Origin of the sequence: Halomonas organivorans, assembly GCF_014192055.1 — a bacterium.
In the GTDB taxonomy this organism is placed as follows: domain Bacteria; phylum Pseudomonadota; class Gammaproteobacteria; order Pseudomonadales; family Halomonadaceae; genus Halomonas; species Halomonas organivorans.
The window spans coordinates 1-22,967 of the sequence record NZ_JACHXM010000036.1; the positions used below are offsets into that span (position 1 = coordinate 1).

Consider the following 22,967-nt stretch of genomic DNA (forward strand, 5'->3'; position numbering starts at 1 on the left):
TGGAAGCTGGAAGCTGGAAGCTGGAAGCTGGAAGCTGGAAGCTGGAAGCTGGAAGCTGGAAGCTGGAAGCTGGAAGCTGGAAGGCAGCATGAACCTCGCCATCATCGGGTCAAGGGTTTTCTTCCAGCGTCAAGCTCAAGCCTGCGGAGCAGGCGCTCTTCCGGCTCCCGGCGAAGCCCGGCACAAAAAAAACCGGCTCCCCTAGGGGAGCCGGTTTGGTGTCGGACCTTGAGGTCGCGCGCGAGGATCAATCCTCGGCGGCTTCCTCGACGACCGGACGGTCGACCAGTTCGACGTAGGCCATGGGGGCGTTGTCGCCGGTGCGGTAGCCGCACTTCAGCACACGGACGTAACCGCCCGGGCGCTCGACGTAACGCGGACCCAGCTCATTGAAGAGCTTGCCGACCGCTTCCTTGGAGCGGGTGCGGCTGAAGGCCAGACGACGGTTGGCGACGCTGTCCTGCTTGGCCAGGGTGATCAGCGGCTCGATATGACGACGCAGCTCCTTGGCCTTGGGCAGGGTTGTCTTGATCACTTCGTGCTCGACCAGCGACACGCACATGTTCTTGAACATGGCCTGACGATGCGAGCTGGTACGATTCAGGTGACGACCACTCTTACGATGACGCATGGTTGTGATTCCTTACCAAACTGGGACTCGAGTCGACGCTCACGCGGAGGCCTTGTCGTCCTTCAGGCTAGCGGGCGGCCAGTTTTCCAGCCGCATGCCCAGGGACAGGCCACGAGCGGCCAACACGTCCTTGATCTCGTTCAGGGACTTCTTGCCGAGATTCGGGGTCTTCAGCAGCTCCACCTCGGTGCGCTGGATCAGGTCCCCGATGTAGTAGATGTTCTCGGCCTTCAGGCAGTTGGCACTGCGAACGGTCAACTCGAGATCGTCTACGGGGCGCAGCAGGATCGGATCGATGTGATCCTCTTCCTCTTCCACTTCCTGTTCCTTGTCGGCTTCCAGGTCGACGAACGCGGCCAGCTGCTCCTGCAGGATGGTCGCGCTGCGACGGATCGCCTCTTCCGGATCCAGGGTGCCGTCGGTTTCCAGGTTGAGAATCAGCTTGTCGAGGTCGGTGCGCTGTTCGACACGCGCGGCCTCGACAGTGTAGGAAACCCGACGCACGGGGCTGAAGGTTGCATCCAGCTGCAGGCGGCCGATGGCACGAGACTCGTCGTCGGCATCGCCGCGGACGTCCGCCGGCTCATAGCCGCGGCCGCGGGCCACCTTGAGCTGCATCTTCAGCTCGGCGCCCTCGTTGACGTGCGCGATGACGTGCTCGGGGTTGACGATCTCGACGTCATGATCGAGAGCGATATCGCCCGCAGTCACGACGGCCGGGCCCTGCTTGTTCAGCGAGAGCACCGCCTCGTCGCGGCTGTGCATCTTGATCGCCACGTCCTTGAGGTTCAGGAGGATTTCGATGACATCTTCCTGGACGCCCTCGATCGCGCTGTACTCGTGGTCGACACCGGCGATCTCGGCCTCTACCACGGCACAGCCGGGCATGGACGAGAGCAGGATGCGACGCAGAGCATTGCCCAGAGTGTGGCCGAAGCCCCGCTCGAAGGGCTCGAGCACGATCTTCGCGTGGTGCGCGTTGATCTCTTCGACCTTGATGTCGCGAGGACGGAGAAACTCTGTCACTGAACGCTGCATGATGAATACCTTTCAGGCTGCCAAACGGATACTCGGTACTGAAGGCCGCCCACCCCGCGGGGAGGGCGGCGCGGCGATCGCCGCTTACTTCGAGTACAGCTCGACGATCAGTTGCTCATTGATGTCGGCAGACAGGTCACCGCGTTCAGGCAGAGCCTTGAAAGTGCCTTCCATCTTCTTGGCATCGACCTCGACCCAGGCCACATCGCCACGGTTGGCGGCGATGCCCAGAGCGTTCTGGATACGCGCCTGGTTCTTGGCCTTCTCGCGGACGGAGACCACGTCACCGGGCTTGACCTGGTAGGAAGCCACGTTGACGGTCTTGCCGTTGACGGCGATCGCCTTGTGGCTCACCAGCTGGCGTGCCTCGGAACGAGTGGCGCCGTAGCCCATGCGGTAGACGACGTTGTCCAGTCGGGATTCGAGAAGCTGCAGCAACAGCTCACCGGTCGCGCCCTTCAGACGGGCCGCTTCCTTGTAGTAGTTGCGGAACTGCTTCTCGAGTACGCCATACATGCGGCGCACTTTCTGCTTCTCGCGAAGCTGCAAGCCGTAGTCGGAAATCCGCTGACGACGCTGGCCGTGCACACCCGGGATCTGCTCGGATTTGCACTTCTTCTCGAAGGGAGTGACACCGCTCTTCAGGAAGAGGTCGGTGCCTTCACGACGAGACAGTTTGCACTTCGGTCCAATATAACGAGCCATGAATCTGTCTCCTTAAACGCGGCGTTTCTTCGGCGGACGGCAGCCATTGTGGGGAATGGGCGTCGCGTCGGTGATGCTCTGCACGCGGAAGCCGGCGGCATTGAGTGCACGCACGGCGGATTCACGGCCCGGACCGGGGCCTTTGACCAGCACGTCGACGTTTTTCACACCATACTCGGCTGCAGCGGTCGCTGCACGTTCGCTTGCCACTTGAGCAGCGAACGGGGTGCTCTTGCGAGAACCACGAAAACCCGAACCACCGGCAGTCGCCCAGGAGAGGGCGTTGCCCTGGCGGTCTGTGATCGTAATGATCGTGTTGTTAAAAGAGGCGTGGATATGCGCGACGGCATCCACTACCTGCTTTTTAACCTTCTTACGGTTGCTACGCGGGTTAGCCATGTTGATGTCAATTCCTGTCGTTACGCAGAACGTGCGTGTTATTTGCGAATCGGCTTACGCGGACCCTTGCGGGTGCGCGCATTGGTCTTGGTCCGCTGACCGTTCAGCGGCAGACCACGACGATGACGCAGACCACGATAGCAACCCAGGTCCATGAGACGCTTGATGTTCAGCGTCACATCACGACGAAGATCGCCTTCAACGGTGTACTTACCGACTTCGGAACGCAGGGTGTCGACTTCGTCAGAAGACAGCTCCTGGATCTTGGTGGTCGGCGCAATGCCGGCCGCGACACAGATTTCCTGTGCACGAGTACGGCCAATCCCGAAGATATAGGTCAGCGAGATCGCCGCATGCTTGTTGTCCGGGATATTGACGCCTGCAATACGGGCCATCAGCTTACTCCGAAAATTGAGCGGCTTGCTCGATTAGTCATCTACAAAAGGCGCAACAGCATACCCCTTTACCCAGCGAAGGGCAAGGGGTATGCCGGCACCCGGTTTAGTGCAGCGTCAGGGTATCAGCCCTGGCGCTGCTTGTGCCGCGGCTCGCTGCAGATGACGCGCACGGCGCCATTGCGACGAATGATCTTGCAGTTACGGCACATTTTCTTCACGGAAGCTCGAACTTTCATCGTTCCATCTCCATTGTTGGCTCGCGAGGCGAACCAACGGTTCAGCTCGCGGCGCGCCAATTCGCCAGCGGCGCGCCTCAGCGCATGATGCCGCCGCTACCGTAGCCTTTCAGGTTGGACTTCTTCATCACCGACTCGTACTGGTGCGACATGAGATGCGACTGCACCTGAGCCATGAAGTCCATGATCACCACCACCACGATCAGCAGCGAGGTACCGCCGAAGAAGAACGGCACGTTCCAGGCCACGATCAGGAACTGGGGCATCAGGGAAACCGCGGTGATGTAGAGGGCCCCGAACAGGGTCAGACGGGTCATGACCTTGTCGACGTAGCGAGCGGTCTGCTCACCAGGGCGGATACCCGGCAGGAAGGCTCCCGACTTCTTGAGGTTGTCGGCAACATCCTTGGGGTTGAAGACCAGCGCTGTGTAAAAGAAGCAGAAGAATACCACCGCTGCCGCGAAAAGCAAGATGTACAGCGGCTGTCCCGGCCCAAGGGCCTGGGATGCGCGCTGCAGCCACTCCATGCCGTCCCCGGCACCTACCCACTGACCCAGCGAGGCCGGGAAGAGCAGGATACTCGAGGCGAAGATCGCCGGAATCACACCCGCCATGTTGACCTTGAGCGGCAGGTAGCTGCTCTGGCCGGCATACATCTTGTTGCCGACCTGACGCCGCGGATAGTTCACCGTGATGCGACGCTGGCCGCGCTCGATGAACACCACGAACGCCACGGTGGCGATGCCCAGGAGGGACAAGGCCAGCAGCGGCAGTACGTTCCAGGCACCTTCGTTGCGGGCCAGCTCGAAGGCCTGCCCCACGGCACCCGGCAGACCGGCAACGATCCCCGAAAAGATCAGCAACGAGATGCCGTTGCCGATGCCCTTCTCGGTGATCTGCTCACCCAGCCACATCAGGAACACCGCCCCGCACACGAAGGTGACGACGGCGGTGAAATAGAAGCTGAAGTCAGCCGTGTAGGCAATGCCCTGGCTCGCCAGGCCCACCGACATGCCGGTGGCCTGAACGAACGCCAGCACCACCGTGCCGTAGCGAGTGTACTGGCTGATCTTGCGACGACCGGCCTCGCCCTCTTTCTTCAGCTGCTCGAGCTGGGGCGAGACGGCGGTCAGCAGCTGCATGATGATCGACGCCGAGATGTAGGGCATGATGCCCAGGGCGAGGATGCTCATGCGCTCCAGGGCACCGCCCGAGAACATGTTGAACATGCCAAGGATGGTGCCCTGCTGCTCCCTGAACAAGGCAGCAAGCTGGTCAGGATTGATACCGGGGACGGGAATGTGGGCACCGATACGGTAGACCACGATGGCGATGAGCACGAAGCGCAGACGCGCCCAGAGTTCGCTCAGACCGCTGCCCATCGCCGGCATGTTTCCTGACTTGGCCATTTAGTCCTCTACCTTGCCGCCGGCGGCTTCGATCGCGGCACGGGCACCCTTGGTGACCTTGAGGCCGCGGACGGTAACCGCCTTGTTCAGATCGCCGGAAAGGATCACCTTGGCATACTGGGTGGCATCCTTCAGCACGTTGGCCTGCTTGAGGGTGTCCAGGGTGACCTCGTCACCTTCGACACGGGCCAGTTCGGCCAGGCGAACCTCCTCGGAGACCAGCGACTTCGCCGAGGTGAAACCGAACTTCGGCAGACGACGCTGCAGCGGCATCTGGCCGCCCTCGAAGCCGGGCTTCACGCTGCCGCCGCTGCGCGACTTGAGGCCCTTGTGGCCACGGCCACCGGTCTTGCCCAGACCGGAGCCGATGCCACGACCGACGCGCTTCTCGGCGTGCTTGGAGCCCGGTGCCGGGCTCAGGCTATTGAGTTTCATGGATTACTCTCCCTCAACACGCACAAGGTAGTTGACCTTGTGGATCATGCCGCGAACGGCAGGGGTGTCTTCCAGTTCGACCGTGTGACCGATGCGACGCAGGCCGAGGCCCTTCATGGTGGCCTTGTGCTTGGCCAGCACGCCGATGGTGCTGCGGGTCTGGGTAACCTTGATCGTAGCTGTCATGGTACTCACCCCGTGATCGCTTCGACTGACAGACCGCGCTTGGCGGCCACGTCTTCCGGCGACTGCAGGGAGGCCAGACCGTTGACGGTCGCCCGCACCACGTTCACCGGGTTGGTGGAGCCGTAGCACTTGGCCAGGACGTCATGGACGCCGGCCAGCTCCAGCACGGAGCGCATGGCGCCGCCGGCGATGATGCCGGTACCCTCGGAGGCCGGCTGCATGTACACCTTGGAGGCGCCATGACGGGCCTTGACCGGGTACTGCAGAGTGCCGCCGGTGAGGTTGACCTTGACCATGTTGCGACGCGCCTGGTCCATGGCCTTCTGGATCGCGACCGGCACTTCACGCGCCTTGCCACGACCGAAGCCGACACGACCGTTACCGTCACCGACGACGGTCAGGGCAGTAAAGCCGAAGATCCGGCCACCCTTGACCACCTTGGCGACACGGTTGACCTGCACGAGCTTTTCCTGCAGATCGCCGCTTTGCTGTTCGTTCTTCGCCATCGTAAAACCCTTTAGAATTCCAGGCCGCCTTCACGAGCGGCGTCGGCCAGGGCCTTGACACGACCGTGGTACTTGAAACCGGCACGATCGAAGGCCACCTGGGTGATGCCAGCCTGCTTGGCGCGTTCGGCAATCAGCGCGCCCACCTTGGAGGCGGCGTCGACGTTACCGGTCGCACCCTCGCGCAGGGCCTTGTCCAGCGTGGAAGCGCTGGCCAGGACCTTGCCACCATCCGGCGAGATGATCTGCGCGTAGATGTGGCGCGGGGTACGGTTGACGCACAGGCGATACACGCCCAGCTCGCGGATCTTGGCGCGAGCGCGGCGGGCACGACGGAGACGAGATTCTTTCTTCGCGTTCATAACCCTGCCTTACTTCTTCTTGGCTTCTTTGCGGCGGACCTGCTCGTCGCCGTACCGGATACCCTTGCCCTTGTAGGGCTCGGGCGGACGGAAGGCGCGGATTTCCGCGGCTACCTGGCCGAGCTTCTGCTTGTCCGCGCTCTTCAGCACGATGATGGTGTTCTTCGGCGTTTCCGCCGTGACACCTTCAGGCAGTTCATAGTCGACCGGGTGGGAGAAGCCCAGTGTCAGGTTCAGCGTCTGGCCCTTTGCCTGGGCACGATAACCGACGCCATTGATTTCGAGGGACTTGGTGAAGCCCTCGGAAACACCGGTGACCAGGTTCTGAACCAGGGCACGGGTGGTACCGGCCATCGCCCAGCTCTTGGCGCTTTCGCTCGGCTGGAAGGTCACCTGACCTTCCTCCTGAGCGACCACCACGTCTGGGTGCACGGTCATGGACAGCGTGCCCTGGCCGCCCTTGACGGACAGCTGGTCGCCGTCGAGCTTGAACTCGACGCCGGCGGGCAGTTTAACCGGATATTTGGCTACGCGTGACATTCCAAACTCCTAGAATACGGTGCAGATGACTTCACCACCGACACCGGCCTGGCGGGCCGCGCGGTCGGTCATCACACCCTTGGAGGTGGTGACGATCGCGATACCCAGGCCCTCGGCAACCTTGGGCAGGGAATCCTTGCCCTTGTAGCTGCGCAGAGACGGCTTGGAGGCCCGCTGCAGATGTTCGATGACCGGCTTGCCTTCAAAGTACTTGAGGGTCACGGTCAGCTCGGGCTTGGCCGACTCGCTGACGCCGTAGTCGGTCACATAACCCTCTTCCTTCAGCACGCGGGCCACCTCGACCTTGAGCTTGGAGGACGGCATGGAAACCGTCTCCTTGGTGGCCATCTGCGCATTGCGGATACGGGTGAACATATCCGCCAGAGTGTCTTGCATGCTCATTTACGTTGCGCTCCTGATGATTCTACGTGGCGTTACCAGCTGGACTTCTTGAGTCCGGGCACGTCGCCACGCATGGCGGCTTCACGCAGCTTGTTGCGGCCGAGGCCGAACTTGTTGTAGTAGCCGTGCGGACGGCCGGTGACGCGGCAGCGGTTGCGCTGGCGCACCGGGCTGGAGTCACGCGGCAGCTGCTGCAACTTCAGCGTTGCGTCGAAGCGCTCTTCGTCGGAAGCGTTCACGTCCTGGATGATCGCCTTGAGCGCAGCGCGCTTGGCGGCGTATTTCTCCACCAGCTGGGCGCGCTTCGCTTCACGCTCTACCATGCTTTTCTTTGCCATGATCCCACCCTTATTTCTTGAACGGGAAGTTCAGCGCGCTCAGCAGCGCACGACCTTCTTCATCGGTGTTGGCGGTGGTGGTGATGGTGACATCCAGACCACGGATCCGATCGATCTTATCATATTCGATCTCCGGGAAGATGATCTGCTCACGCACCCCCATCGAGTAGTTGCCACGACCGTCGAAGGACTTCGGGTTGAGACCACGGAAGTCACGAACGCGGGGGATCGCGATATTCACCAGGCGATCGAGGAAGTCCCACATGCGCTCAGAGCGCAGGGTCACCTTGATCCCGATCGGCCAGCCTTCACGCACCTTGAAGCCCGCGATGGACTTGCGTGCCTTGGTCACCAGCGGCTTCTGACCGGAGAGCTTCTCCAGGTCGCCGATGGCGTTGTCGATCAGCTTCTTGTCGCTGGTCGCTTCGCCGATGCCCATGTTCAGGGTCACCTTGGTGATCCGGGGCACCTGCATAACGTTGGCGTAGCTGAACTGCTCTTTGAGTTGAGCCACCACCTCGTTTTGATAACGTTCTTTCAAGTTCGCCATTTTGCTACCCGACTCGCGTTAGGCGTCGATCTGCGCTTGCGTCGACTTGTAGATACGTACCTTGGTACCGTCTTCCTGAACCTGGAAGCCGACGCGATCCGCCTTACCGGTCTCCTGGTTGAAGATGGCCACGTTGGACGCGTGAATCGGAGCCTCGCGCTCGACGATACCGCCCTGATTTCCCGCCATGGGATTAGGCTTGGTGTGACGCTTGATCATGTTCACACCGGACACGATGTAGCGGTCGTCCTTGAGGACGCGCTTCACGGTGCCACGCTTGCCCTTGTCCTTGCCGGCGATGACGACGACTTCGTCGTCACGTTTGATCTTTTGCATATCCGCCTCGCTCCTTACAGCACTTCAGGCGCCAAGGAAATGATCTTCATGAACTTCTCGGTACGAAGCTCACGGGTCACCGGACCGAAGATCCGGGTACCGATCGGCTGCTCGTTGGTGTTGTTCAACAGAACCGCCGCATTTCCATCGAAGCGGATCAGCGACCCGTCGTTACGACGGACGCCACTGCGGGTGCGAACCACCACCGCCTTGAGGACCTGGCCCTTCTTGACCTTGCCACGCGGGATGGCTTCCTTCACCGTGACTTTGATGATGTCGCCGACGCGGGCGTAACGGCGGTGAGAACCGCCCAGCACCTTGATGCATTGCACCCGGCGCGCCCCGCTGTTGTCAGCGACATCCAGCATTGTCTGAGTCTGAATCATCGGTTTTCTCCAAACCTAAACTGACTGCACTGGTTCGACTGGCGTTTGCCGATCAACCCTTGGCCTGTTCAACGACTTCGACCAGGGTCCAGGCCTTCTTCTTGGACAGCGGACGGCACTCCTCGATGGACACCGTGTCACCAGCCTTGGCCTGGTTCGCCTCGTCATGGGCGTGCAGCTTGGTGGAGCGCTTTACGTACTTGCCGTAGATCGGGTGGCGCTCACGACGCTCGATCATCACGACGATGGACTTGTCCATCTTGTCGCTCACCACCTTGCCGGTGAGCGTACGGGCTTTCTTTTCTTCGGCCATCTCAGACACCTGCCTTCTCGTTGAGCACAGTCTTCACCCGGGCGATATCCCGACGAACCTGCTTGAGCAGATGAGTCTGGCTGAGCTGGCCGGTGGCCTTCTGCATGCGCAGGTTGAACTGCTCGCGGAGGAGTTCGAAGAGCTGCTCCTGGAGCTGCTCGGCGGACTTTTCACGAATTTCCTGGGCTTTCATCACATCACCGTCCGTTTCACAAAGGTGGTGGAGACCGGGAACTTCTGTGCCGCCAGGCCAAATGCCTCGCGAGCCAGCTCCTCGGAAACGCCTTCGATCTCGTACAGGACACGGCCGGGCTGAATCTGTGCGACCCAGTACTCGACGGAGCCCTTACCTTTACCCATCCGGACTTCCAGCGGCTTCTTGGAAATCGGCTTGTCCGGGAAGACACGGATCCAGATCTTGCCACCACGCTTGACGTGACGCGTGATGGCACGACGGCCGGCTTCGATCTGACGGGCGGTGACGCGGCCACGGCCGGTGGCCTTGAGGCCATATTCGCCGAAGCTCACCTTGTTACCGCGATGTGCAAGGCCACGGTTGCGGCCTTTCTGCACCTTGCGGAACTTCAAACGCTTGGGTTGTAACATCGACTCGCTCTCCCCTTACCTGGAACCTTTCTTCTTGGAGGGCGCCCCTTGCGGCTGCTTAGCCTTGGCGCGGACCTCCTCGATGCCCCCGAGGATTTCACCTTTGAAGACCCAGACCTTGACACCGATGATGCCGTAGGTGGTCTTGGCTTCGTAGGTGGCGTAGTCGATGTCCGCACGCAGGGTGTGCAGCGGAACGCGACCTTCACGGTACCACTCGGTACGGGCGATCTCGGCGCCGCCAAGGCGACCGGAGAGCTGCACCTTGATACCGCCAGCACCCAGGCGCATGGCGTTCTGCACGGAACGCTTCATGGCGCGACGGAACATCACGCGACGTTCGAGCTGGCCGGCAATGTTCTGGGCGACGAGCTGGGCGTCCAGCTCCGGCTTGCGGACTTCCTCGATGTTGACGTGCACCGGCACGCCCATCATCTGAGTGACGTCGCGACGCAGGCGATCGACGTCCTCGCCCTTCTTGCCAATCACGATGCCCGGGCGGGCAGTGTGAATGGTGATGCGGGCGTTGTTGGCCGGACGCTCGATGGTGATCTTGCTCACGGAGGCGTTTTTCAGACGCTCCTCCAGGAAGCGACGCACCTCGAGGTCGTTGTTCAGCTTGTCGGCATAGGCGCCGCGCTCGGCATACCAGACCGAGGTATGGTCCTTGACGATACCCAGGCGAATGCCTGTCGGATTGACTTTCTGACCCATCTGGTCGACTCCTACTTCTCGGCTACCTTGACGGTGATGTGGCAGGTGCGCTTCAGAATGCGATCCGCACGGCCCTTGGCGCGCGGACGGATGCGCTTGAGCGTCATGCCCTCATCGACGCAGATGGTCGAGACACGCAGCTCGTCGATATCCATGCCGTTGTTTTCTTCCGCGTTCGCGATGGCGGACTGCAGCACCTTCTTGACCAGCTTGGCCGCCTTCTTCGGGGAGAAGGTCAGCAGGTCGAGTGCTTCGGCGACCGGCTTACCGCGCACCTGGTCAGCCACCAAACGGGCCTTCTGGGCGGATAAGCTAGCGCCACGCAGCTTTGCTGTGACTTCCATCTCTAATCCTCTCTCGGCTTACCGTTTGGCTTTCTTGTCCGCCGCATGACCGCGATAAGTGCGGGTGGCAGCGAATTCGCCCAGCTTGTGGCCAACCATTTCCTCGGAGACGTGCACCGGGACGTGCTGGCGACCGTTATGGACTGCAATGGTGAGCCCGACCATGTTGGGCAGGATCATGGAACGACGCGACCAGGTCTTGATCGGTTTGCGGTCGTTCTTCTCCACTGCAGTCTCAACCTTCTTCAGCAGATGAAGGTCAATAAAGGGACCTTTCTTCAGTGAACGTGGCACAGCCGTTACCTCTTGATGTCTTGGCGTTGGATCTTATTTCCGGGCCTTGCGGCGACGGACGATCAGCTTGTCGGTGCGCTTGTTCTTGCGGGTCTTGTGGCCCTTGGTGGGCATGCCCCACGGAGACACCGGGTGACGACCACCGCTGGTGCGGCCTTCACCACCGCCGTGCGGGTGATCCACCGGGTTCATGGCCACGCCGCGAACCGTCGGGCGCACACCTCTCCAGCGCTTCGCACCGGCCTTGCCAAGCTGACGCAGGCTGTGCTCGGAGTTGCTCACCTCACCCAGAGTCGCGCGGCACTCGGCCAGCACCTTGCGCATTTCGCCGGAGCGCAGACGCAGGGTGGCGTAGTTGCCTTCGCGGGCGACCAGCTGGGCGCTGGTGCCGGCGCTGCGTGCGAGCTGGGCGCCCTTGCCGGGCTTGAGCTCGATGCAGTGCACGGTGGAACCCAGCGGGATGTTGCGCAGCGGCAGGGCGTTGCCCTTCTTGATCGCTGCATTCACGCCGGACTCGAGACGGTCGCCGGCCTGCACACCGCGCGGGGCGATGATGTAGCGGCGCTCGCCGTCCATGTACTTGAGCAGCGCGATGTGGGCGCTACGGTTCGGGTCATGCTCCAGGCGCTCGACGACGGCGGGAACGCCATCCTTGGTGCGCTTGAAGTCGATGATCCGATAGTGATGACGGTGCCCACCGCCCACGTGGCGGGTGGTGATGCGACCGTAATTGTTACGGCCACCGGACTTGGACTGTTTCTCGAGCAGCGGCGCGTAAGCGCGGCCCTTGTACAGCTCCTCGCCGACGATCTTGACGACGTGGCGACGACCGGCGGAAGTAGGTTTAGTCTTGACGATTGCCATGATCCGTGCTCCTGCCTTTACTCGGCGCCAGAGAAGTCTTCGAGCGTCTCGCCGGCGGCCAGTGTCACGTACGCCTTGCGATAGCCTTTACGGAGACCGGTGCCATGCGCGGTGCGCTTGGTCTTGCCCTTGACGTTCAGCACCTGAACGCGATCGACCTTCTTGCCGAACAGTTCCTGGACGGCGGTCTTGATCTCGGGCTTGGTCGCGTCGCTCGCCACCTTGAACACGTACTGGTTGCGCTCGGCGGCCATGGCGGCCTTCTCGGTCACGTGCGGGCCCAGCAGCACCTTGAATACACGTTCCTGGTTCATGCCAGCTTCTCCTCGAATTTGCGCAGAGCGGAGACGGTGGCCAGCACCTTGTCGAAGGCGACCAGGCTCACCGGATCGGCGGCAGCGACGTCCACCACATCCACGTTCGGGATGTTGCGGGCGGCGAGGTACAGGTTCTCGTCGACCTCTTCGGTGACGATCAGCACCTTCTCCAGACCCAGCTCATTGAGCTTGGCGACCAGTTGCTTGGTCTTGGGGGTTTCGACGGCAAAGGCGTCGACGGCCACCAGACGCTCCTGACGAACCAGCTCGGAGAGAATCGAGCGCATGGCCGCACGGTACATCTTGCGGTTGACCTTCTGGGAGTGGTCCTGCGGACGGGCCGCGAAGGTCACGCCGCCGGCACGCCAGATCGGCGAGCGGATGGTACCGGCGCGGGCACGACCGGTGCCCTTCTGACGCCACGGCTTCTTGCCGCCGCCACGCACGTCGGAACGGTTCTTCTGGGCGCGGGTACCCTGACGACCACCGGCCAGATAGGCGGTGACGACCTGGTGCACGAGCGCTTCGTTGAATTCTTTGCCAAAGGTAGCGTCGGCGACTTCGACGGTGCCGCCAGCACCTGCAAGATTCAGATTCATCGGTAAGTTCCCCTTCAGCCTGCTTTGACGGCGCTGCGCACGATGACATCACTGCCGGTGGCACCGGGTACGGCACCCTTGATCAGCAGCAGGTTACGCTCGGCGTCGACACGGACGACTTCCAGGCTCTGGACGGTGCAGCGCTCGTTGCCGAGCTGACCGGCCATCTTCTTGCCCTTGAACACGCGACCCGGGGTCTGGCACATGCCGATGGAACCCGGCGCACGGTGGGACAGGGAGTTACCGTGGCTGTTGTCCTGGGTGCGGAAGTTCCAGCGCTTCACGGCGCCCTGGAAACCCTTACCCTTGGAGGTGCCGGTCACGTCGATCTTCTGACCAGCTTCGAAGAGGGATACGGTGAGCTCGCCGCCCACTTCCGGAGCTTCGTCGCCTTCTGCCAGGCGGAACTCCATCAGCGAACGACCGGCCTCGATACCGGCCTTGGCGAACTGACCGGCTTGGGCCTTGGAGAGATGCTTGGCCTTGCGGGAACCGGTGGTCACCTGCACCGCGGCGTAGCCGTCGGACTCGACGGACTTGACGCGCGTCACGCGGTTAGGTTCAACCTCGATCACGGTCACGGGCACAGAGGCGCCGTCTTCGGTAAAGACACGGGTCATCCCGGCCTTTTTACCGACCAAACCGATAGTCATTACTACGTCTCCTATAGTGTACGGGGCTGTCACCCGCTATGGCTGCCCTTTCCAGAGCATTCCACTAGCACGTTGTGTGGCGCCATCCCGGCGCGGCGGCTGCTGCCTGTGCATGACAGGCGCTGGGCCGCGAGTGTCTAGTGTGGTATCAGTCGAGCTTGATCTGCACGTCCACGCCGGCGGCGAGGTCGAGCTTCATCAGTGCGTCGACGGTCTTCTCGGTGGGCTCGACGATATCGAGCACCCGCTTGTGAGTACGAATCTCGTACTGATCACGAGCATCCTTGTTCACGTGCGGAGAGATCAGCACGGTGTAGCGCTCGCGATTGGTCGGCAGAGGAATCGGACCCCGCACCTGGGCGCCGGTACGCTTGGCGGTATCAACGATCTCCGCGGCGGACTGGTCGATCAGGCGGTGGTCGAAAGCCTTCAACCGAATGCGAATCTTCTGGTTCTGCATTTGCCCTAAACTCCAATGGATCTTGACGGCGCGAGCCGTCAACCCACGCATTCAAAGGATGCGCATTATAGGCGCGCCGCCGACGAGAGTCAAACCCTCGCGACGGTGCGCAGAAAGGGGGCTCCTGACGGAGCCCCCTTCGATCTTTCGAGAAGCCTGAGCTTACTCGACGATCTTGGCCACGACGCCGGCGCCGACGGTACGACCGCCTTCACGAACGGCGAAGCGCAGACCTTCGTCCATGGCGACCGGAGCGATCAGGCTGACGACCATCTTGACGTTGTCGCCCGGCATGACCATCTCGACGCCTTCCGGCAGCTCACAGGTACCAGTGATGTCGGTGGTACGGAAGTAGAACTGCGGACGATAGCCCTTGAAGAACGGAGTGTGACGACCACCCTCGTCCTTGGACAGCACGTACACCTCAGCCTCGAACTTGGTGTGCGGGGTGATGGTGCCCGGCTTGGCCAGGACCTGACCACGCTCGACGTCGTCACGCTTGGTGCCGCGCAGCAGGGCGCCGATGTTCTCGCCGGCACGACCTTCGTCGAGCAGCTTGCGGAACATCTCGACACCGGTGACGGTGGTCTTGGTGGTGTCCTTGATACCGACGATCTCGACTTCCTCGCCAGCCTTGACGATGCCGCGCTCGACACGACCGGTCACCACGGTACCGCGACCGGAGATGGAGAACACGTCCTCGATCGGCATCAGGAACGGCTGATCGATGGCACGCTCCGGCTCCGGGATGTACTCGTCCAGGGCCTTGATCAGGTTGGCAACGGCGGTGGTACCCATGCCGTTGTCGTCCTTGCCTTCCAGGGCCATCAGGGCGGAGCCGGTGATGATCGGAGTGTCGTCACCCGGGAAGTCGTACTCGTTCAGGAGTTCGCGAACTTCCATCTCGACCAGCTCGAGCAGCTCTTCGTCGTCGACCATGTCGGCCTTGTTCAGGAACACGACGATGTACGGCACGCCGACCTGACGAGACAGCAGGATGTGCTCGCGAGTCTGCGGCATGGGGCCGTCGGCGGCGGAGCAGACCAGGATGGCACCGTCCATCTGGGCAGCACCGGTGATCATGTTCTTGACGTAGTCGGCGTGGCCCGGGCAGTCGACGTGCGCGTAGTGGCGCACTTCGGACTGGTACTCGACGTGGGCGGTGGCGATGGTGATGCCGCGCTCACGCTCTTCCGGGGCGTTGTCGATGGAGTCAAACGCACGGGCGTCGCCACCGAAGACTTCCGCGGACACGCGGGTCAGGGCGGCAGTCAGCGTGGTCTTGCCGTGGTCGACGTGACCGATGGTGCCGACGTTGACGTGCGGTTTGGAACGTTCGAATTTTTCCTTAGCCACTGCTATGACCTCTTTACGTTAGCTAACGGTTAACCGTTCTGGTTGATGACGGCTTCAACGACGCTGGACGGCGCCTCTTCGTAATCCGCAAACTCCATGGTGTAGCTTGCGCGGCCCTGGGTCTGAGAGCGCAGATCGGTTGCGTAACCGAACATCTCAGCCAGCGGAACGGTGGCGCGGATGACCTTGCCGGAGGACGAGTCATCCATCCCCTGGACCAGACCGCGACGGCGGTTCAGGTCGCCCATGACATCACCCATGAACTCCTCGGGTGTCACGACCTCGACCTTCATCACCGGCTCGAGCAGCACGGCCTTGGCCTTGGGTGCGCCTTCCTTGATCGCCATGGAAGAGGCGACCTTGAACGCGGTCTCGTTCGAGTCCACGTCATGGTAGGAACCGTCGAACAGCGTAACCTTGACGTCAATCATCGGGTAGCCCGCGATGACACCGTTCTGGAGCTGCTCATAGGCTCCCTTCTCGACGGCCGGCACGTATTCCTTGGGAACCACGCCGCCGACGATTTCAGAAGCGAACTTGAAGTGCATGTCTTCGTCGTCGCCCTTGTCCTCGGCCGTCAGCGGCTCGATGCGCAGGTGCACATGACCGTACTGACCGCGACCACCGGACTGACGCACGAACTTGCCTTCCTGCTCGACGCTCTTGCGGATGGTCTCGCGATAAGCGACCTGCGGCTTGCCGATGTTGGCATCGACCTTGAACTCGCGACGCATGCGGTCGACGATGATATCAAGGTGCAGCTCACCCATGCCGGAGATGATGGTCTGGCCAGTTTCCTCGTCGGTCTTGACCTGGAAGGACGGATCCTCCTGGGCCAGCTTGCCGAGGGCCACGCCCATCTTCTCCTGGTCGGCCTTGGACTTGGGTTCCACGGCCACGGAAATCACCGGATCCGGGAACTCCATGCGCTCCAGCACGATCTTGTCGTTCAGGTCGCACAGGGTGTCACCGGTAGTGACGTCCTTCAGGCCGATGCAGGCGGCGATGTCGCCGGCCAGCACTTCCTTGATCTCCTCGCGGGAGTTGGAGTGCATCTGCACGATACGGCCGACACGCTCCTTCTTCTGCTTGACGGAGTTGAAGACGCTGTCGCCAGACTTCAGCACGCCTGAGTAGACGCGGATGAAGGTCAGCGTACCGACGAACGGGTCGGTGGCGATCTTGAACGCCAGCGCGGCGAACGGCGCGTTGTCGTCGGCCTCGCGAGTCGCGATGGTGCCGTCCTTGTCGTCCAGCTCACCCTCGATGGCCTTGACCTCGGTGGGTGACGGCATGTACTCGATGACGCCATCGAGCACGGCCTGCACGCCCTTGTTCTTGAACGCGGAGCCACAAGTGACGAGCACGATCTCGTTGTCGAGAGTACGACGACGCAGGCCGGCCTTGATGTCCTCGGGAGACAGGTCGCCTTCCTCGAGGTACTTCTCCATCAGCTCTTCGGAAGCCTCGGCGGCCGCCTCGACCATTTCCTCGCGGTACTTCTCGGCGGTTTCCTGCAGCTCGGCCGGGATGTCGACCAAGTCGTAGTTCATGCCGAAGTTGGCCTCATCCCACAGGATGGCCTTCATCTGGATCAGGTCGACGACGCCCTTGAAGTCGTCCTCGGCGCCCCAGTTGATCTGGATCGGCACGACGTTGGCACCCAGGCGCGTCTTCAGCTGGTCGACGACCATGAAGAAGTCGGCACCGGCACGGTCCATCTTGTTGACGAACACCATGCGCGGCACTTCGTACTTGTTGGCCTGACGCCAGACGGTCTCGGTCTGCGGCTGCACGCCGGAGCTACCGCACAGCACCACCACGGCACCGTCCAGCACGCGCAGGGAGCGCTCCACCTCGATGGTGAAGTCGACGTGTCCGGGGGTGTCGATGATGTTGATACGGTGCTCATCGAACTGCTTGTTCATGCCCTGCCAGAAGCAGGTGGTCGCCGCAGAGGTGATCGTGATGCCACGCTCCTGCTCCTGCTCCATCCAGTCCATGGTGGCGGCGCCCTCATGGACCTCGCCGACCTTGTGAGACAGACCGGTGTAGAACAGGACGCGCTCGGTAGTGGTCGTCTTACCGGCGTCGACGTGGGCAACGATACCGATATTGCGGTAACGCTTAAGCGGAGTCTTGCGAGCCACGATGTAACTCCCGTTGGTTGGCGATGCGGTTTAGAAGCGGTAGTGAGAGAAGGCCTTGTTGGCCTCTGCCATGCGATGCACGTCTTCACGCTTCTTGACGGCCGAACCTTTACCTTCGGCGGCATCCAGCATCTCGCCAGCCAGACGCTGCACCATGGTCTTCTCACCGCGACGACGCGCGGCGTCCACCAGCCAACGCATGGCCAGGGCCTGACGGCGAGACGGACGCACTTCGACCGGCACCTGATAGGTCGCACCGCCGACGCGGCGAGACTTCACCTCGACCATCGGCTGGATGGTTTCCAGCGCCTTGTCGAAGATCTCCAGCGGCTCTTCCTTGGAACGATCGGCAACCCTGTCCAGCGCACCATAGACGATGCGCTCAGCTACGGACTTCTTGCCGCTGATCATCAGGTGGTTCATGAACTTCGCCAGGCGCTCGGATCCGAACTTGGGATCCGGCAGGATCTCGCGCTTGGCCGCAACTCTTCTTCTAGGCATGATAAGCCCTCTTCCGAAGGGTCCTTCAGGTAAACCCGAGACGACCCCAGGGGCGCTCGACCTTACTCTTATCAGACCGTGTCAATATCGATGTTCTGTAATGGCCGTAGTCGGCAACGTCCTGAGGCTTAGGCCTTCGGACGCTTGGTGCCGTACTTGGAACGGCCCTGCTTACGGTTCTGCACGCCGGAGGTATCCAGGGCACCGCGAACGGTGTGATACCGGACACCCGGAAGGTCCTTCACTCGGCCGCCACGAATCAGGACCACGGAGTGCTCCTGGAGGTTGTGGCCTTCACCGCCGATGTAGGAAGACACCTCGAAGCCGTTGGTCAGGCGCACACGGCAGACCTTACGCAGGGCCGAGTTCGGCTTCTTCGGGGTGGTGGTGTAGACGCGGGTGCAAACGCCGCGCTTCTGCGGGCAGGCCTGCAGCGCCGGCACGTCGCTCTTGGCGGCCTGGCGCTTGCGCGGCTTGCGCACGAGCTGATTGATCGTTGCCATTTATCGCTCCAAATGGGTTGCCTTGGCGGAAGCGAGTAGCCGTTCGCTTCCTGTCTTGCGGTCCTTTCACAGCGTCGCGGGCGCACCCGCCCCACTGTTAAAGGCTGCGCATTCTAATGGCTGACGCCACCGACCGTCAAGCGCGGCGCCCCGAAGGGCGCCGCGTAGGCGGCCGAACGTCAGATCTCGTCGTCGTCCGAGTCGAGCGCGGTGAGCTGGGCCCCCAGCTCCTGCTCGACCTCGAAGGCCGACGGGTGGAGCACGCGGTCGGCGTCTTCACGCTTGCGGCGACGCTCCGCATGGTGGGTCAGGCCGGTACCGGCCGGGATCAAGCGTCCCACCACCACGTTTTCCTTCAGGCCGCGCAGGTAATCGCGCTTGCCGGTGACGGCCGCCTCGGTCAGCACCCGCGTGGTCTCCTGGAAGGAGGCCGCGGAGATGAACGACTCGGTCGCCAGGCTGGCCTTGGTGATACCCAGCAGCAGGCGCTGATACTTGGCCGGGAACTTGTCGACCCCGTTCAGGACGGCGTTCTGCTCCAGCACCCGCACCAGCTCGACCTGATCGCCCGGGATGAAGTCCGAGTCGCCGGCGTCGGTGATCTCCACCTTGCGCAGCATCTGACGCACGATGACTTCGATGTGCTTGTCGTTGATGCCCACGCCCTGCAGACGATAGACGTCCTGCACCTCGGCGACGATGTACTTGGCCAGTTCGGCGATGCCGAGCAGACGCAGGATATCGTGCGGATTGCTCGGACCGTCGGAGATCACTTCGCCCTTCTCGACGGCCTCACCTTCGAAGACCGCGATCTGGCGCCATTTCGGGATCAGCATCTCGAACGGATCGCCGTCCTCGGGGGTGATCGTCAGGCGACGCTTGCCCTTGGTCTCCTTGCCGAAGCTGATGGTCCCGCTGATCTCGGCCAGGATCGCCGGCTCCTTCGGCTTGCGAGCCTCGAACAGGTCGGCGACTCGCGGCAGACCCCCGGTGATGTCCTTGTTACCGGTCGCTTCCACCGGAATACGGGCCACCACCTCGCCGACGCCGATCTTGGCACCATCGTCCACGGTGACGATCGCCTTGCCGGGCAGCAGGTACTGTACCGGCGTGTCGGAGTTGGACACGGTCACCGGCTTGCCGGTTTCGTCGGCCAGCAGGATCATCGGGCGCTTGTCGCGGCCGGCCATGGGGCGCGCCGCCGACTCGATCACCTCGATGGAGGACAGCCCGGTCATCTCATCCACGCTGCGGTGCATGGTCAGACCTTCGTCCATGTCCGCGTACTGCACCTGGCCCTCGGCTTCGGCGACGATCGGGTGGGTGTGCGGATCCCACTTGGCGACGGTCTGCCCGGCGTCCACGGTCTCGCCGTCCTTGACGGAAAGCTCGGCGCCGTAGGGCAGCTTGTAGTACTCGCGCTCGCGGCCGTGCTCGTCGGCGACGGCCAGGGCACTGGAACGGGAAACCACGACCAGCTTGCCGTCGCCACGCTCGACGTGCTTGATGTTATGCAGGCGCACCTTGCCGCCGTGCTTGACCTGGACGCTGTCCACCGCGGAGGCCCGAGAGGCCGCGCCACCGATGTGGAAGGTCCGCATGGTCAGCTGGGTACCCGGCTCACCGATCGACTGGGCGGCGATGACGCCGACGGACTCGCCCACGTTGACCTGATGGCCACGCGCCAGGTCGCGACCGTAGCAGGACGAGCAGACGCCGTGGCTGGTCTCGCAGGTGATGGTCGAACGCACCACGATCTCGTCGACGCCCATGGTGTCGAGTTCGGCACACCAGGCTTCGTCGAGCAGGGTGTCACGCGGGATCAGCACCTCGTCGGTGTTGGGATCGATGACGTCCTGGGCGACCACGCGACCGAGCACGCGCTGGGCCAGCGAGACGATGATATCGCCGCCTTCGATGACCGGATGCAGAGTCAGGCCGTTCTCGGTGCCGCAATCGGTCTCGGTGATCACCATGTCCTGGGCCACGTCGACCAGGCGGCGGGTCAGGTAACCGGAGTTGGCAGTCTTGAGTGCCGTATCCGCCAGGCCCTTACGCGCGCCGTGGGTCGAGATGAAGTACTGCAGGACGTTCAGGCCTTCACGGAAGTTGGCGACGATCGGTGTCTCGATGATCGAGCCGTCCGGCTTGGCCATCAGGCCACGCATGCCCGCCAGCTGGCGGATCTGGGCGGCACTACCCCGGGCACCGGAGTCGGCCATGATGAACACGCTGTTGAAGGAGTCCTGCTCGACCTCGCTGCCCTCGCGGTCGATCACGCTCTCCTTTGAGATACCGGCCATCATCGCCTTGGCGACCTGGTCGTTGGCGCGCGCCCAGATATCGATGACCTTGTTGTACTTCTCGCCCGCGGTCACGAGACCGGAGGAGAACTGGTCCTCGATCTCCTTGACCTCTTCCTCGGCGCCTTCGACGATCTCGGCCTTGGCGTCCGGGATGACGAAGTCGTTGACGCCGATGGAGGCGCCGGACCAGGTGGCCATGCGGAAGCCGGTGTACATCAGCTGGTCGGCGAAGATCACCGCGGGCTTGAGGCCGGCACGACGATACACCTCGTTGATCAGCTTGGAGATGGCCTTCTTCTTCATCGGCTGGTCGATCAGCTCGAAGGGCACGCCGTCGGGCAGGATGCGGAACAGCAGAGCACGACCCACGGTGGTGTCGTAGATCTTGCGGGTCTCGCTTTTCTCGCCGGTCTCCTCGTCGATCACCAACTCGTCGAGACGCACCTTGACGCGAGAATGCAGCGCCACGCTCTGGGTGCCGAAGGCGCGCTCGACCTCGTTGAGGTCGGAGAACACCATGCCCTCGCCCTTGCCGTTGATCTTCTCGCGGGTCATGTAGTACAGACCCAGCACCACGTCCTGGGACGGCACGATGATCGGCTCGCCGTTGGCCGGTGACAGCACGTTGTTGGTGGCCATCATCAGCGCCCGGGCCTCGAGCTGGGCCTCCAGGGTCAGCGGCACGTGTACGGCCATCTGGTCGCCGTCGAAGTCGGCGTTGTAAGCGGCACACACCAGCGGGTGCAGCTGGATCGCCTTGCCCTCGATCAGCAGCGGCTCGAAGGCCTGGATGCCGAGACGGTGCAGTGTCGGTGCGCGGTTGAGCAGCACCGGATGCTCGCGGATGACCTCGGCAAGGATATCCCACACCTCGGGCAGCTCGCGCTCGACCATCTTCTTGGCGGCCTTGATGGTGGAGGCCTGGCCGTTGTACTGCAGCTTGGAGTAGATGAACGGCTTGAACAGCTCGAGCGCCATCTTCTTCGGCAGGCCGCACTGGTGCAGGCGCAGGGTCGGGCCGACGGTGATGACCGAGCGGCCGGAATAGTCGACGCGCTTGCCGAGCAGGTTCTGACGGAAGCGGCCCTGCTTGCCCTTGATCATGTCGGCCAGCGACTTCAGCGGACGCTTGTTTGAACCGGTGATCGCCCGGCCGCGACGGCCGTTATCGAGCAGCGCATCGACCGCTTCCTGCAGCATGCGCTTCTCGTTGCGCACGATGATGTCCGGCGCGTTGAGATCGAGCAGCCGCTTGAGGCGGTTGTTACGGTTGATCACGCGACGATACAGGTCGTTCAGGTCGGACGTCGCGAAGCGACCGCCGTCCAGCGGCACCAGCGGGCGCAGGTCCGGCGGCAGCACCGGCAGCACTTCCATGACCATCCACGCCGGATCGTTGCCGGAGCCCTGGAAGGCTTCCAGCAGCTTGAGGCGCTTGGACAGCTTCTTGATCTTGGTCTCGGAGTTGGTCTGCGGGATCTCCTCGCGCAGACGCTCGATCTCTTCCTCGAGATCGATGTCCTTGAGCATGGCCTGCACGGCCTCGGCACCCATGCGGGCGTCGAAGTCGTCACCGAACTCCTCGAGGGCCTCGAAGTACTGCTCGTCGTTGAGCAGCTGGCCACGCTCGAGGGTGGTCATGCCCGGATCGACGACCATGAAGCTCTCGAAATAGAGCACGCGCTCGATGTCGCGCAGGGTCATGTCCAGGAACATGCCGATGCGCGACGGCAGCGACTTCAGGAACCAGATGTGCGCCACCGGGCTGGCCAGCTCGATGTGGCCCATGCGCTCGCGGCGCACGGCGGCCTTGGTGACCTCGACGCCGCACTTCTCGCAGATGATGCCGCGATGCTTCATCCGCTTGTACTTGCCGCACAGGCACTCGTAGTCCTTCACCGGGCCGAAGATCTTGGCACAGAACAGGCCGTCACGCTCCGGCTTGAAGGTACGATAGTTGATGGTCTCGGGCTTCTTGACCTCGCCGAAGGACCAGCTGCGAATCATGTCCGGCGACGCCAGAGTGATCTTGATCGCGTCGAACTCGTCGGACTGAGACTGCGATTTGAGGACTTTCACCAAATCTTTCATGGGTCGGCTCCGTTGCGGAGTTGTCATGGGCGGGGGCGC

Annotated in this window: 33 protein-coding genes; all 33 read right to left on the reverse strand. The window is 62.4% G+C overall.

The genetic code is table 11. The features are described from left to right. Positions 1-247: 247 nt before the first annotated feature. The 33 genes from rplQ to rpoC all read right to left on the reverse strand — a co-directional run bounded on the left by rplQ (position 248) and on the right by rpoC (position 22,928). Complete coding sequence (gene rplQ / locus FHR96_RS19950; protein WP_183389483.1) at positions 248-631, reverse strand: 50S ribosomal protein L17; 384 nt, start codon at positions 629-631, stop codon at positions 248-250. A 39-nt stretch (positions 632-670) separates the two neighbouring features. Beyond that, a complete protein-coding gene (locus FHR96_RS19955) occupies positions 671-1,669 on the reverse strand; it encodes a DNA-directed RNA polymerase subunit alpha (RefSeq protein ID WP_183389484.1) in 999 nt (332 codons plus the stop codon). A gap of 84 nt (positions 1,670-1,753) precedes the next feature. Beyond that, positions 1,754-2,374, reverse strand: a complete 621-nt coding sequence (gene rpsD / locus FHR96_RS19960; protein WP_183389485.1) for a 30S ribosomal protein S4 — start codon at positions 2,372-2,374, stop codon at positions 1,754-1,756. A gap of 12 nt (positions 2,375-2,386) precedes the next feature. Then, positions 2,387-2,773 carry a 30S ribosomal protein S11 gene (gene rpsK, locus FHR96_RS19965; protein WP_013331014.1) on the reverse strand — a complete coding sequence of 129 codons (387 nt, stop codon included), beginning with the start codon at positions 2,771-2,773 and terminating at the stop codon, positions 2,387-2,389. A gap of 38 nt (positions 2,774-2,811) precedes the next feature. Further along, the gene (gene rpsM / locus FHR96_RS19970; RefSeq protein ID WP_183389486.1) at positions 2,812-3,168 is read right to left on the reverse strand and encodes a 30S ribosomal protein S13; all 357 of its coding nucleotides are present in this window, start codon (positions 3,166-3,168) and stop codon (positions 2,812-2,814) included. A 125-nt stretch (positions 3,169-3,293) separates the two neighbouring features. Continuing rightward, positions 3,294-3,407 (reverse strand): 50S ribosomal protein L36, encoded by a 114-nt coding sequence (gene rpmJ, locus FHR96_RS19975; protein WP_008959154.1) that lies wholly within the window; start codon positions 3,405-3,407, stop codon positions 3,294-3,296. Positions 3,408-3,484: 77 nt separating this feature from the next. Next, a complete protein-coding gene (gene secY / locus FHR96_RS19980; protein ID WP_183389487.1) occupies positions 3,485-4,816 on the reverse strand; it encodes a preprotein translocase subunit SecY in 1,332 nt (443 codons plus the stop codon). Beyond that, entirely contained in the window at positions 4,817-5,251 is a 435-nt protein-coding gene (rplO, locus tag FHR96_RS19985) for a 50S ribosomal protein L15 (RefSeq protein WP_183389488.1), read from the reverse strand. 3 nt (positions 5,252-5,254) lie between these two features. Next, on the reverse strand, positions 5,255-5,437 hold the full coding sequence (rpmD, locus tag FHR96_RS19990; protein WP_183389489.1) for a 50S ribosomal protein L30: 183 nt from the start codon (positions 5,435-5,437) through the stop codon (positions 5,255-5,257). A gap of 5 nt (positions 5,438-5,442) precedes the next feature. Further along, the gene (gene rpsE / locus FHR96_RS19995) at positions 5,443-5,943 is read right to left on the reverse strand and encodes a 30S ribosomal protein S5 (RefSeq protein ID WP_126485230.1); all 501 of its coding nucleotides are present in this window, start codon (positions 5,941-5,943) and stop codon (positions 5,443-5,445) included. Positions 5,944-5,954: 11 nt separating this feature from the next. After that, positions 5,955-6,305, reverse strand: coding sequence for a 50S ribosomal protein L18 (rplR, locus tag FHR96_RS20000; RefSeq protein ID WP_097790609.1), 351 nt, complete (start codon positions 6,303-6,305; stop codon positions 5,955-5,957). A gap of 9 nt (positions 6,306-6,314) precedes the next feature. Next, positions 6,315-6,845: a 50S ribosomal protein L6 gene (gene rplF, locus FHR96_RS20005; protein ID WP_183389490.1), complete on the reverse strand. Its 531-nt coding sequence runs from the start codon at positions 6,843-6,845 to the stop codon at positions 6,315-6,317. Positions 6,846-6,854: 9 nt separating this feature from the next. Next, entirely contained in the window at positions 6,855-7,247 is a 393-nt protein-coding gene (gene rpsH, locus FHR96_RS20010) for a 30S ribosomal protein S8 (RefSeq protein ID WP_183389491.1), read from the reverse strand. 32 nt (positions 7,248-7,279) lie between these two features. After that, a complete protein-coding gene (rpsN, locus tag FHR96_RS20015; RefSeq protein WP_183389492.1) occupies positions 7,280-7,585 on the reverse strand; it encodes a 30S ribosomal protein S14 in 306 nt (101 codons plus the stop codon). A 10-nt stretch (positions 7,586-7,595) separates the two neighbouring features. After that, entirely contained in the window at positions 7,596-8,135 is a 540-nt protein-coding gene (rplE, locus tag FHR96_RS20020) for a 50S ribosomal protein L5 (protein ID WP_126485238.1), read from the reverse strand. A gap of 18 nt (positions 8,136-8,153) precedes the next feature. Then, positions 8,154-8,471, reverse strand: a complete 318-nt coding sequence (gene rplX / locus FHR96_RS20025; protein ID WP_183389493.1) for a 50S ribosomal protein L24 — start codon at positions 8,469-8,471, stop codon at positions 8,154-8,156. A 14-nt stretch (positions 8,472-8,485) separates the two neighbouring features. Next, complete coding sequence (gene rplN / locus FHR96_RS20030; protein ID WP_089688530.1) at positions 8,486-8,857, reverse strand: 50S ribosomal protein L14; 372 nt, start codon at positions 8,855-8,857, stop codon at positions 8,486-8,488. 52 nt (positions 8,858-8,909) lie between these two features. Then, positions 8,910-9,170, reverse strand: a complete 261-nt coding sequence (gene rpsQ, locus FHR96_RS20035; RefSeq protein WP_183389494.1) for a 30S ribosomal protein S17 — start codon at positions 9,168-9,170, stop codon at positions 8,910-8,912. Between the two features lies 1 nt (position 9,171). Then, a complete protein-coding gene (gene rpmC / locus FHR96_RS20040) occupies positions 9,172-9,363 on the reverse strand; it encodes a 50S ribosomal protein L29 (protein ID WP_013331000.1) in 192 nt (63 codons plus the stop codon). Beyond that, complete coding sequence (gene rplP, locus FHR96_RS20045) at positions 9,363-9,776, reverse strand: 50S ribosomal protein L16 (protein WP_149322616.1); 414 nt, start codon at positions 9,774-9,776, stop codon at positions 9,363-9,365. Before rplP ends, rpmC begins: the two co-directional genes overlap by 1 nt. Positions 9,777-9,791: 15 nt before the next feature. Then, entirely contained in the window at positions 9,792-10,490 is a 699-nt protein-coding gene (rpsC, locus tag FHR96_RS20050) for a 30S ribosomal protein S3 (protein WP_183389495.1), read from the reverse strand. Between the two features lie 11 nt (positions 10,491-10,501). Continuing rightward, positions 10,502-10,834, reverse strand: coding sequence for a 50S ribosomal protein L22 (gene rplV / locus FHR96_RS20055; protein ID WP_016856415.1), 333 nt, complete (start codon positions 10,832-10,834; stop codon positions 10,502-10,504). Between the two features lie 18 nt (positions 10,835-10,852). Next, positions 10,853-11,128, reverse strand: coding sequence for a 30S ribosomal protein S19 (gene rpsS, locus FHR96_RS20060; RefSeq protein WP_072824351.1), 276 nt, complete (start codon positions 11,126-11,128; stop codon positions 10,853-10,855). 33 nt (positions 11,129-11,161) lie between these two features. Next, positions 11,162-11,992 (reverse strand): 50S ribosomal protein L2, encoded by an 831-nt coding sequence (rplB, locus tag FHR96_RS20065; protein WP_183389496.1) that lies wholly within the window; start codon positions 11,990-11,992, stop codon positions 11,162-11,164. Positions 11,993-12,009: 17 nt separating this feature from the next. After that, complete coding sequence (rplW, locus tag FHR96_RS20070) at positions 12,010-12,306, reverse strand: 50S ribosomal protein L23 (protein WP_035596350.1); 297 nt, start codon at positions 12,304-12,306, stop codon at positions 12,010-12,012. Then, positions 12,303-12,908, reverse strand: a complete 606-nt coding sequence (gene rplD / locus FHR96_RS20075) for a 50S ribosomal protein L4 (RefSeq protein WP_183389497.1) — start codon at positions 12,906-12,908, stop codon at positions 12,303-12,305. Before rplD ends, rplW begins: the two co-directional genes overlap by 4 nt. A 14-nt stretch (positions 12,909-12,922) precedes the next feature. Further along, complete coding sequence (gene rplC, locus FHR96_RS20080; protein ID WP_183389498.1) at positions 12,923-13,561, reverse strand: 50S ribosomal protein L3; 639 nt, start codon at positions 13,559-13,561, stop codon at positions 12,923-12,925. 148 nt (positions 13,562-13,709) lie between these two features. Then, complete coding sequence (rpsJ, locus tag FHR96_RS20085) at positions 13,710-14,021, reverse strand: 30S ribosomal protein S10 (RefSeq protein ID WP_010626466.1); 312 nt, start codon at positions 14,019-14,021, stop codon at positions 13,710-13,712. Positions 14,022-14,183: 162 nt separating this feature from the next. Further along, positions 14,184-15,377, reverse strand: coding sequence for an elongation factor Tu (gene tuf, locus FHR96_RS20090; protein WP_183389499.1), 1,194 nt, complete (start codon positions 15,375-15,377; stop codon positions 14,184-14,186). 29 nt (positions 15,378-15,406) lie between these two features. Further along, positions 15,407-17,527, reverse strand: a complete 2,121-nt coding sequence (fusA, locus tag FHR96_RS20095) for an elongation factor G (RefSeq protein WP_183389500.1) — start codon at positions 17,525-17,527, stop codon at positions 15,407-15,409. A 30-nt stretch (positions 17,528-17,557) separates the two neighbouring features. After that, positions 17,558-18,028 (reverse strand): 30S ribosomal protein S7, encoded by a 471-nt coding sequence (rpsG, locus tag FHR96_RS20100; protein WP_108447075.1) that lies wholly within the window; start codon positions 18,026-18,028, stop codon positions 17,558-17,560. 128 nt (positions 18,029-18,156) lie between these two features. Continuing rightward, positions 18,157-18,531: a 30S ribosomal protein S12 gene (gene rpsL, locus FHR96_RS20105; RefSeq protein ID WP_016856424.1), complete on the reverse strand. Its 375-nt coding sequence runs from the start codon at positions 18,529-18,531 to the stop codon at positions 18,157-18,159. A gap of 179 nt (positions 18,532-18,710) precedes the next feature. Continuing rightward, the gene (rpoC, locus tag FHR96_RS20110; protein ID WP_183389501.1) at positions 18,711-22,928 is read right to left on the reverse strand and encodes a DNA-directed RNA polymerase subunit beta'; all 4,218 of its coding nucleotides are present in this window, start codon (positions 22,926-22,928) and stop codon (positions 18,711-18,713) included. Between the last annotated feature and the right edge of the window lie 39 nt (positions 22,929-22,967).